Annotated in this window: 8 protein-coding genes and 1 tRNA gene; 3 read left to right on the forward strand and 6 right to left on the reverse strand. The window is 63.2% G+C overall.

Annotated elements, in window-relative coordinates; translation table 11 throughout:
* The first annotated feature begins 29 nt into the window (after positions 1–29).
* The 3 genes from HA630_RS16620 (at position 30) to HA630_RS16630 (ending at position 2,288) form a co-directional block, all read left to right on the forward strand.
* Positions 30–476: an HIT family protein gene (locus tag HA630_RS16620; RefSeq protein WP_166836037.1), complete on the forward strand. Its 447-nt coding sequence runs from the start codon at positions 30–32 to the stop codon at positions 474–476.
* Between the two features lie 9 nt (positions 477–485).
* A complete protein-coding gene (locus HA630_RS16625) occupies positions 486–1,190 on the forward strand; it encodes a glutathione S-transferase (RefSeq protein WP_166836039.1) in 705 nt (234 codons plus the stop codon).
* Between the two features lie 399 nt (positions 1,191–1,589).
* Positions 1,590–2,288, forward strand: coding sequence for an SOS response-associated peptidase (locus HA630_RS16630; RefSeq protein WP_166836114.1), 699 nt, complete (start codon positions 1,590–1,592; stop codon positions 2,286–2,288).
* Here HA630_RS16630 and HA630_RS16635 read toward each other — a convergent pair.
* The 6 genes from HA630_RS16635 to thiS all read right to left on the reverse strand — a co-directional run bounded on the left by HA630_RS16635 (position 2,280) and on the right by thiS (position 6,835).
* Positions 2,280–3,737 (reverse strand): SAM-dependent methyltransferase, encoded by a 1,458-nt coding sequence (locus HA630_RS16635; protein WP_166836116.1) that lies wholly within the window; start codon positions 3,735–3,737, stop codon positions 2,280–2,282. The genes HA630_RS16630 and HA630_RS16635 overlap by 9 nt on opposite strands.
* The gene (locus HA630_RS16640) at positions 3,734–4,489 is read right to left on the reverse strand and encodes a hypothetical protein (RefSeq protein ID WP_208300128.1); all 756 of its coding nucleotides are present in this window, start codon (positions 4,487–4,489) and stop codon (positions 3,734–3,736) included. The genes HA630_RS16635 and HA630_RS16640 overlap by 4 nt, the downstream gene beginning before the upstream one ends.
* Positions 4,490–4,845: 356 nt before the next feature.
* A tRNA-Asn gene (locus tag HA630_RS16645) sits at positions 4,846–4,921 on the reverse strand.
* An 11-nt stretch (positions 4,922–4,932) separates the two neighbouring features.
* The gene (locus tag HA630_RS16650; protein ID WP_166836102.1) at positions 4,933–5,877 is read right to left on the reverse strand and encodes a thiamine phosphate synthase; all 945 of its coding nucleotides are present in this window, start codon (positions 5,875–5,877) and stop codon (positions 4,933–4,935) included.
* Positions 5,878–5,881: 4 nt separating this feature from the next.
* Entirely contained in the window at positions 5,882–6,694 is an 813-nt protein-coding gene (locus HA630_RS16655; protein ID WP_166836104.1) for a thiazole synthase, read from the reverse strand.
* A gap of 6 nt (positions 6,695–6,700) precedes the next feature.
* The gene (thiS, locus tag HA630_RS16660; RefSeq protein ID WP_371809271.1) at positions 6,701–6,835 is read right to left on the reverse strand and encodes a sulfur carrier protein ThiS; all 135 of its coding nucleotides are present in this window, start codon (positions 6,833–6,835) and stop codon (positions 6,701–6,703) included.
* Positions 6,836–6,838: the final 3 nt, after the last annotated feature.

The raw sequence follows: 6,838 nt of genomic DNA on the forward strand, positions 1-6,838 counted from the left end.
CGGAAACCGTCACTTTGTATGATGCCTGCATGCCCAAGTTCATCGACCCGTCGCCGCCCGGCGTCTGCATTTTCTGCAAACTCGTGGCCGGCGACATTCCCAGCGCCCGCGTCTACGAAGACGCGCAGACCCTGGCCTTCATGGACCTCGGCCAGGTCAACCCCGGACACCTGCTGGTGGCCTTGAAACGCCACGCCGCCACCTTGCTCGACTGCACCCCCGACGAGGCGGCCGCCTTGATGCGAACGGCGCACCGCATGGCGCATGCGGTCCAGCAGACCTTCGACCCGCCCGGCATCACCCTTTTGCAGGCCAACGGCAAGGAGGGCGACCAGACGGTGTTCCACGTGCACCTGCACGTCGTGCCGCGCCACGCGAACGATGGCATCGCCTTGACCTGGCCCAGGAAAGAACCGGGGTGGCCAACCCTGGAAGCCTACGCCGCCCGGCTTCGGCAACACTTGGGTCCCCTTTGACGGCAATGCATGGCAAGCGACCGGCCCCTGCTTTACACCTACCGACGCTGTCCGTACGCCATGCGGGCCAGGATGGCGCTGCTCATCGCCGGCATCCCGTTTGATGCCCACGAGATTGCGCTGCGCCACAAACCGCCCGCCCTGCTGGCCGCCTCCCCCAAGGGCACGGTGCCCGTTCTGGTGCTGCCGGGCGGCCGGGTGTTGGAGCAGAGCTGGGACATCGTCGGGTGGGCACTGAACCATCCGGATGCCATGGGCGACGCGCAGTTCTGGTGGCACCAAGCCAGCACCCCAGAGCACCAGGCGCTCTTGCAACGCAACGATCGCGACTTCAAGCACCACCTCGACCGTTACAAGTACCCTGAGCGCTATGGGCAGGTCGGCCCCGAAGACAAGCCCGCGCTGCAGCAGTTCCACCGCCAGCAGGCATTGGACGTGTTCCTGTGGCCGCTGGAAGTCCGGCTCAGGGACCACCCGTTCATCGGTGGCCCAACGCCCTGCGCGACCGACATTGGCATCTTCCCGTTCGTGCGGCAGTTCGCGGCGGTGGACCCCGGGTGGTTCGAGGGTTTGCCGCTGCCCAGGGTCAGGGCATGGCTACAGGGGTGGACGGGGAGTGCGCTGTTCGCGGCTTGCATGCAGAAGCGGCCGGCCTTGGCAGCGGTGGTGGCCGCCGCCGATGGCCCATTCCCGCGCTTTACCCCGGCCGCATGAGCGTGGAGGTGTTTTTCTCGTCGCCGGAGTCCTGTCAGGGCTGGCGACCGATCGGTGGCCGCATCATGGGCGGCGCCTCCCGCAGCCGGCTGCGCCACTGGCCCCGGAGCGGGTGAGCCAGGTGGGGTGGATGGTGGCCGACAGGCAGTTCGCCCCGTTCTTGCTGTGCATTCGGGGCATCGCTTGTGTCGAGTCCGGTGCTTGAGGCGCATGGGCCGTCCCGTAGGGCTTCGGTTGCGTGTGCACCTCACACGCGTGTGACTGGTGCGATCAGTGAGGCCGCGCAATGAGCTTCAGCCGGTGCCAACCGCACCGGCGGCAGCCCCGTGCCAGGGGCGGTCTGCGAGGCTGTCGGTGATGTCGACACAACGCCGAACCGCTCGGCTTACCATTGGCACCATGAGTTCCCAATACGAATGCCTGTGTCCCGACCACCTGTACCGGGACATTTTTGAAGTTGACGCGCCCAGCGACGCCACAGTGGGTCTCAAGGTTTGGCCTCGCCGCCCAGGCGTTTTCATCCGCAATCCACCGGTACCGCCTTCGGTCGAAGGTGTTGAGCACGCGTCTCCAGGCGCGAACGGACGCGAACTCGTCGTGGGGCAGTTCGGCTTGGTCCCGCCCTGGGTGAAGTCCGCTTCGGATGCCAAACTGCGTTCGACCAAGCTGGTCAACGCGCGCGCGGAGACCGTGAGCACGTCCAACAACTTTCGCGGTACCTGGCTGGGTGCGCAGCGTTGCATCGTGCCCATGATGGCCTTTCACCAGGACGACTGGCGCAGCGGCAAAGCCGTGCCCACGCGGATCGCTCGGGTCGACGGCAAACCCATGGGCGCCGCCGGCCTGTGGGAGACCTGGACCGGTGCGGCGGGCGAGGTGATCGTCAGTTTTTGCCTGCTCACGGTGAACGCCAACAGCCACGCGTTGATGCGCCGTTACGGGCATGCCGGCAGCGAAAAACGCATGCTGGCGATCTTGAACGAAGGTGCGTACGGCGCCTGGCTGAACGCCACCCAGCCAGAGAAAGCGCGCGAATTCATGCGGGCGTATCCGGCCGAGGGGCTCACCGCCAACCCCATCTTCCCTAGGCTAAATTAGGCTGAATTGAGATGCCTCTGCGCCCACTCTCTCGAAGTCCACGACGTTGAGGATGGAGGTTTTAATGGGTCGCTTCTCGTCCCAAAAGATCAACGAACTCATAAGCGCGCGTACTGCCGGACTATTGAGTTGGGCGAGCGCAGTCTCAGCTTCCTCGCTACCATCGAACGAGATGTAGTAGACCGTGTCATCGAACATCACTGGCTTGCCCTCGATTGGACCGATCAGGCGGAATTCGAGTTTCTTATAGAGCGCGCAGATGGCAATCCTCCAAGGCCGGAAGGCGTAGTCGCCCACGCCAAAGACCGAGAAGCGAGGGTTCTTGGCGTAGATCGAACTGCCCCGCGCATCAAGCTGAATGCTGTGGTTCTCGAGGTACTGCCAAGTCTGCGGCGCAAGCGTTTTGATCCGCTCGGTGGATTCGCCAACAAAAGTCTGAGTGACCAAGACGAACTTTTCGCGCCAGTGCTTGTTGCTTCCCACGTCAGACCCTTTCAATAAAGGATACAGGTAGGTGCTTTCTATGGACACTAGCTCGCCCAACCCGTTGACCAAGCCTGCATGAGTGCGGCTGAACTCCATGACAGAGGAAAGATCGTGCTTCACCCCCGAGCGCCATTTCTGGGGAGCTGCTCCTATCAGATGGCGGTTTGCGTCAAAGGCATCGAGGTCGCCAACCGTTTTGCCGTCGCGGTGTCCAACGCGGTTTCCCTGCTCAGCATTTAAATCCTTGAACACAGTGTATTCATGCGTAGCGTTCAGGGCATTTGGATCGAAGCGCATCACGAGGAAGCAAGCATCTACTGAAGCGTTGAAGTTCTTCTTGGCGTCGATGTTGAACATGAATGCGTCTACCAACGTGGCGCCTTGCTTCTGAGCCTGCGACAAAATCTTGCGGGCTACCGCAGTCTTGACAAGCATGCCTATCGCACCAGATCGCTGGCGAAACCAAGTCAGAACCTTCAGCAGCATCCATTCACTAATGTCGAAGTTGGCCTTGCCCGTCATCGCATCAAAGCCGGAATGGCCCTGGAAATTTGATTTGGTTGGCAGGTTGGTCCCACCAATCGCGCCTTGTTGACTGCTGGTCACCCAGGGAAAATTCCCGATCACGAGAAGCGAGCCCTCGACGACTTTAAGGCTGGCGTCCCAGTCGTGGGAAAAAAAGTCTGCTTCTTGAAGCTTTACGTGATTGGTATCGGGGGTGTCGGCCAAGCACTCCTTCAGCTTGCCGAGATATTCTGGATTGACCTCGTATCCGTGAATTGCTTTCGCCTTTGGAAACGCTTCCTTAGCTGCGAGGATATACGCACCCACACCGCAAGTCGGCTCGATAATTACATCTGGATTGATTCCAAGCTCGATAATTTTCGCACACGATGCACGCGCAAGATCGGAAGGAGTTTGCCAGTCGCCGAACTCCGCCCGGCGCTTGCGCTCGTCGCTCATAAATCTTCAGAACCGATGGGTTGGGTTTTGTATACAGACAACACGCCATTGACAGTGCCTGCCTTTTCCATGACACGTTTGTATTGCAGTCGCCACTGCATGGCGGGCGAGATCGTCAGGTAACCCTGTTCGGGCAGCCTTTCCATGATGGCATCTGCAAGAGTTCGCAACTCGTGTTCTTCGGAGGTCAAGGCGCGAGCCTCCATGTGGGCCATCAGCTCTTGTTTAATTACGTCGACGCTGTCACCATCAGTCTTGCCATCGGCAACGATCTTCCGTATCCCGCTTGTCATTGCGTAGTCGGCCGTCTGGTCCTTTTCGACAAACACCGTGCTCACCATCTTGAGCACCGCGGTTTTCGTGGCGGCGTCGTCGGCCTTGTCGTAAACGAACACGAGCAGCGAATACCCGAGCCCATACACCTTCTGGCGAATCGAGCGGAAAGGGCAGGACGACTGGGGTTGCTTGACGCTCGTGACCTTGATGTCCACGTCCAAGCCCGGGAAGTCCAAGCCGTTGGCTGCATTCCCCATCTGGTAGGAGTACTTCTTGCTCGTAAGGTGCGCACGAAACTTGTGTTCAAGGTAGGTGCCGATGGCTTTTCCATCCGACACGCCATATAGCGATGGCTCGGCGTGGTTGCTCTCCATCTCTGAGAACAGAGTGGCCTCTGAGCGAAGCAACTCGATCGTTAGCTGGATGACAGTCGTGGTAGCCTGAGCGGGTGAGATATCGGCGGAAAGATCAGACACAAGGCCTCCAGTATTTGGTCGCCCCAATTATCAACGGGCGCGACGATGTAGCTCGCCTAGCTTGGCCGACTTCATGGTCTGGACTCGAATTTCTTTTACTATGGCGTGCATCTGATAGCCAGGCTTGCAATGCCCATCGAAAACCAGTGACTCCTTTGGCTTCAGGTGGGTTGGCTCATTGACTGTAATGTGGTCAAAGTCGTGGGCGCAGTGCGTGATCGCCATCGTCAGCTATCGTTGCAGACCTGTCACACGGTACGGTCGGGCTTTTGGGGAAAAAGTCTGATTTTGGGGAACTGAAGCCCCAAGAAAAAAGCCCTCACATCGCTGCAAGGGCTTGATTCGTAACGGTATTTTGGCTCCCCGACCTGGGCTCGAACCAGGGACCTACGGATTAACAGTCCGGCGCTCTACCGACTGAGCTATCGGGGAACAGCCCCAGATTATAGTGAGTTTTTCGGGCTTTCAGCAAAGGGCGGGCACTTTTTTGCCCGCGCGGCGTTCCATGCTTCCACCAGCCCCCGGGCGGCCGCTTCCGGATCGGCCGCGCCGGTGATGGCGCGCACCACGGCAAAGCTGCCCACGCCGGTGGCCGCCACGGCGGGCAGGTGTTCCAGGGCGATGCCGCCGATGGCCACCAGCGGCCAGTCGCGCATCAAGCGGGCGTAGGCGGCCAGGCGGGCCAGCCCTTGCGGTGGGGTGGCCATGGCCTTGAGGGTGGTGGGGAACACCGCGCCCAGTGCCAGGTAGCTGGGCCGCACGGCCGCGGCGCGCAGCATTTCGGCGTAACCGTGCGTGCTCACCCCCAGCCGCACACCGCTGGCGCGCAGTGCGGTCAGGGCTTCGGCCGGCAGTGCGTCTAGGTCTTCCTGGCCCAGGTGCACGCCGTAGGCGCCCGCGTCGATGGCCTCGCGCCAGTGGTCGTTGATGAACAGCAGGCTGCCGGTGCCTTGCACGGCCGCCACCGCGGCCGCCACCTCGGCCCGGATGGCCGAACGGTCGCTGGACTTGAAGCGCAGTTGCACCGTGGGCAGCCCGGCCACCGCCATGCGCCGCACCCAGGCGGCATCGGGCAACACGGCATACACGCCGAGTTCGTGGGGGCAAGCGGGGAAGGCGGGCGCCTGGGCGTCGGCCAGGCCGAAGTCGGTGGGCTCGCTGGGCCAGCACAGGGGGTCGAAGCCGCCGGTGCGTTCGGTTTGCCGTGCCCAGGCGGCGGCGATGCAGGCGGCGTCGGCTTCGATGAAACCCAGGCGCCGCGCGGCGGCGTGGGCGATGGCGCGCACACCGTCGTCGGACGCCGAGGCGTGGGGGTCGGCGTGGGACGGCAGGCCCAACGCCGCGTGTGGCTGGGCCAGGGCTTGCACCCGTTCGTGGCTGGGGGTCATGGGTTCAGGCGTGGTGCCAAAAGGGGGTGCCCAGCACCGGGGTGCTGGGCTGGGCGCTGTCCTGCGGACTCATGGCGCCACCCAGGAAGGCGCTGCGTCCGGCGCGCACCGCGTCGGCAAAGGCGCCGGCCAGGGCCACCGGGTCGCGCGCCAGGGCCACGGCGGTGTTCAGCAGCACCGCGTCAAAGCCCCATTCCATCACTTGGCAGGCGTGGCTGGGCAGGCCCAGGCCGGCGTCCACGATCAATGGCACCTCCAGCCGTTCGCGCAGGGTGCGCAGGGCGTAGGGGTTGATGGGGCCTTTGCCGGTGCCGATGGGTGCGGCCCAGGGCATGACCGCCTGGCAGCCCACGTCCACCAGGCGCTGGCACAGGACCAGGTCGTCGGTGCTGTAAGGCAGCACCTTGAAGCCGCTCTGGACCAGCCGTTCGGCCGCCGCCACCAGGTTCAGGGTGTCGGGTTGCAGGGTGTAGTCGTCGCCGATCAGTTCCAGCTTGATCCAGTCGGTCTCGAACACCTCGCGCGCCATCTCGGCGGTGGTGATCGCTTCTTGCAGCGTGTGGCAGCCGGCGGTGTTGGGCAGCACCGGCACCCGCATGTGCTGCAGCAGGGGCCAGAAGCCTTGGGTGGTGTCCAGACCGCCGCCGACCTGGGCCGTTTGGCGGCGCAGCGAAGCGGTCAGCATGCACGGCGTGGCCAGCGCCACCGCCTGTTCCAGCACGGCCGGCGAGGGGTAACGGGCGGTGCCCAGCATCAGCCGGCTGGCGAAGGTGTCGCCGTACAGCGTCAGGGGGTCGTGGGCAAGGATGGGGTTCATGGGCGTTCAGCCGCCGGTGACCGGGGCGATGATTTCGATCTGGTCGCCGTCGGCCAGCGGCGTGCTGGCGTACTGCGACTTGGGCACGAAGCGCAGGTTGACCGCTGCGGCGAATGGGCCGCTGGCCTGTGCCGCGGCCACGGC

The organism is Aquabacterium sp. A08 (assembly GCF_011742065.1).

Coding starts and splice junctions, on each gene's coding strand:
- HA630_RS16620 (WP_166836037.1), top strand. CDS start 30: ATGCCCAAGTTCATCGACCCGTCGCCGCCCGGCGTCTGCATTTTCTGC.
- HA630_RS16625 (WP_166836039.1), top strand. CDS start 486: ATGGCAAGCGACCGGCCCCTGCTTTACACCTACCGACGCTGTCCGTAC.
- HA630_RS16630 (WP_166836114.1), top strand. CDS start 1,590: ATGAGTTCCCAATACGAATGCCTGTGTCCCGACCACCTGTACCGGGAC.
- HA630_RS16635 (WP_166836116.1), bottom strand. CDS start 3,737: ATGAGCGACGAGCGCAAGCGCCGGGCGGAGTTCGGCGACTGGCAAACT.
- HA630_RS16650 (WP_166836102.1), bottom strand. CDS start 5,877: ATGACCCCCAGCCACGAACGGGTGCAAGCCCTGGCCCAGCCACACGCG.
- HA630_RS16655 (WP_166836104.1), bottom strand. CDS start 6,694: ATGAACCCCATCCTTGCCCACGACCCCCTGACGCTGTACGGCGACACC.